Genomic DNA, 3,106 nt, shown 5'->3' with positions numbered 1-3,106 from the left:
AGATTTTGACGTGGGAAGCATCTAATCATGACGACGATCGCGGAGGACAATGTTCCTTCGATACACCATCTGAATACATGGATAGCATGAGCGTGGCGCCGGCCCGGACGGGCCGGCAAGATACCACGGGCGCACGGCGGATGCCTTGGCGCAGGGAGCCGACGAAGGGCGCGGCAAGCCGCGATAGTCCCCGGGGAGGCGCACACGGCCTTCGATCCGGGGGTACCCGAATGGGGGAACCCGACGGCAGCGGTGCCGTCATCCCCGCCCTGAACGCATAGGGGCGGGGAGGGGGACCGGGGGAACTGAAACATCTAAGTACCCCGAGGAGGAGAAATCAATCACGAGATGCCCCGAGTAGCGGCGAGCGAAAGGGGCCGATGGCCAAACCGGCGAGCGCATGCGCGCGGCAGCGTTCGCGCCGCCGGGGTTGTAGGGCGCCGCGACCCGGGGCTGCCGCCCCGGGCGCGCGCGAGGCAGGGTAGCGGAACGGCATGGGAAGGCCGGCCGCAGCGGGTTAGAGCCCCGTACGCGTACCCTCGCCGAGCGCGCGGAGGCGTCCCTGAGTAGGCCCGGGCACGTGAAACCCGGGCCGAAGCCGGGTGGACCACCATCCAAGCCTGAACACTACCCTGCGACCGATAGCGAACGAGTACCGTGAGGGAAAGGTGAAAAGCACCCCGGGAGGGGAGTGAAACAGCACCTGAAACCGTGCGCCCACGAGCAGTCGGAGCACCTCCTAGGTGTGACGGCGTGCCTTTTGTAGAATGAGCCAGCGAGTCAGACGCGCGCGGCGAGGTTAAGCTTGGAAGCGAGCCGCAGCGAAGGCGAGTCCGAACAGGGCGTTTTGAGTCGCGCGCGCTGGACGCGAAGCCGGGTGAGCTATCCCTGGGCAGGCTGAAGCGGGGGTAAGACCCCGTGGAGGGCCGAACCGCAGTCCGTTGAAAAGGGCCCGGATGACCTGGGGATAGGGGTGAAAGGCCAATCAAACCCGGAGATATCTCGTTCTCCCCGAAATAGCTTTAGGGCTAGCGTCGGGGGTTCTCCCGCGGGGGTAGAGCACCGGACGGGTGAGGGGGCTTCGCCGCCTACCGATCCCGACCGAACTCCGAATCCCGCCGGACCAGACCCCGGCAGTCAGAGCATGTGGGCTAAGCTGTGTGCTCGAGAGGGAAACAGCCCGGACCGCCCGCTAAGGCCCCAAATTCCGCGCCGAGTGGCAAAGGATGTGCGTCCGCCCAGACAGCCAGGAGGTTGGCTTAGAAGCAGCCACCCCTTCAAAGAGTGCGTAACAGCTCACTGGCCGAGTGGACATGCGCCGACAATACACGGGGCTAAGCGCGGAGCCGAAGCGGCGGGTACCCCTTCGGGGGTACGGTAGGGGAGCGTCCCGCGCGGGGCGAAGCCGGAGGGCGACCGACGGTGGACCGCGCGGGAGCGAGGATGCTGGCATGAGTAGCGAGAGACTGGAGAGTAACCAGTCCGCCGTGAACCCGAGGTTTCCTGGGCGAGGCTAATCCCCCCAGGGTCAGTCGGGGGCTAAGGCGAGGCCGGCAGGCGTAGCCGAAGCGCAGCAGGTGGACATTCCTGCACCGCGCGCGAACCGCTATGACCGACGCGGCGACGGATGGGGGTGGCTCGGCCGGGTTCTGGACGTCCCGGTGATGGGGTGAGGCCCGAGGCGGAGTGAAGCACCCGCCTCGCGAAGGGTTAGGCCCCGGACGAAGCGACTGAGCGAAGCGAGTGAGCCCGAGGTTCCTAGAAAAACCGCTAGGCAGGCGCGCGCGCGCCCGTACCGCAAACCGACACAGGTGGGTGGGTAGAACATACCGAGGCGATCGGGTCAACCGTGGTCAAGGAACTCGGCACAATGGCCCCGTAACCTAGGGAGAAGGGGTGCCGCCGCGTACGTGAACCGCCTCGCGCGGGGAGCGGAGGGCGGCCGCAGTGAAGAGGCCCAAGCGACTGTTTACCAAAAACACAGGACTCTGCAGAAGCCGCAAGGCGACGTATAGGGTCTGACGCCTGCCCGGTGCCGGAAGGTCACGCGGAGGGGTCAGCCGCAAGGCGAAGCTCCGAAGCCAAGCCCCGGTAAACGGCGGCCGTAACTATAACGGTCCTAAGGTAGCGAAATTCCTTGTCGGGTAAGTTCCGACCTGCACGAAAGGCGCAACGACTTGGGCGCTGTCTCGACCACGGACCCGGTGAAATTGCACTGGTCGTGAAGATGCGACCTACCCGCGGAAGGACGGAAAGACCCCGTGAACCTTCACTGCAGCTTTGCATTGGCCGCTGCTCGGGAGCGTAGAGGATAGGCGGGAGGCTTTGAAGCGGGGGCGCCAGCCCCCGTGGAGCCGGCCTTGGAATACCGCCCCCTCCCGTGCGGCGTCCTAACCCCCGGCCGCGATCCGGCGGGGGGACCGTGCGAGGCGGGCAGTTTGACTGGGGCGGTCGCCTCCTAAAGGGTAACGGAGGCGCGCGAAGGTTGGCTCGGGGCGGTCGGCAACCGCCCTCGAAGAGTGCAAGAGCGCAAGCCAGCTTGACTGCGAGACCCACAAGTCGAGCAGGTGCGAAAGCAGGCTCTAGTGATCCGGCGGCCCCACGTGGGAGGGCCGTCGCTCAACGGATAAAAGGTACTCCGGGGATAACAGGCTGATCTTGCCCAAGAGTCCACATCGACGGCAAGGTTTGGCACCTCGATGTCGGCTCATCGCATCCTGGGGCCGGAGCAGGTCCCAAGGGTACGGCTGTTCGCCGTTTAAAGCGGTACGCGAGCTGGGTTCAGAACGTCGTGAGACAGTTCGGTCCCTATCCTCCGCGGGCGCAGGAGACTTGATGGAGGCTGCCCCTAGTACGAGAGGACCGGGGTGGACGCACCTCCGGTGAACCGGTTGTCGACCAACGGCACGGCCGGGTAGCCGCGTGCGGCGCGGATAACCGCTGAAGGCATCTAAGCGGGAAGCCGTTCCAGAGATGGGGTCTCCTTCCGGTAAGGGCACCGGTAGAACACCGGTTCGATAGGCGGCAGGTGCAAGCGCGGCGACGCGCTCAGCCGAGCCGTACTAATCGCCCGAGCTCTTTCCGCATCCCGGCCGGCGCCGGCGCC

1 rRNA gene is annotated in these 3,106 nt (G+C 66.0%); it reads left to right on the top strand.

Annotated elements, in window-relative coordinates:
* Positions 1-113: 113 nt before the first annotated feature.
* Positions 114-3,086 (top strand): 23S ribosomal RNA (locus tag B5G02_RS09945).
* Positions 3,087-3,106 lie beyond the last annotated feature (20 nt).

The sequence above is a fragment of the [Collinsella] massiliensis genome, assembly GCF_002161605.1.
Lineage (GTDB): Bacteria > Actinomycetota > Coriobacteriia > Coriobacteriales > Coriobacteriaceae > Enorma.
The sequence above is the reverse complement of the archived record's forward strand: the minus strand, read 5'-3'. Positions and strand labels throughout refer to the sequence as shown.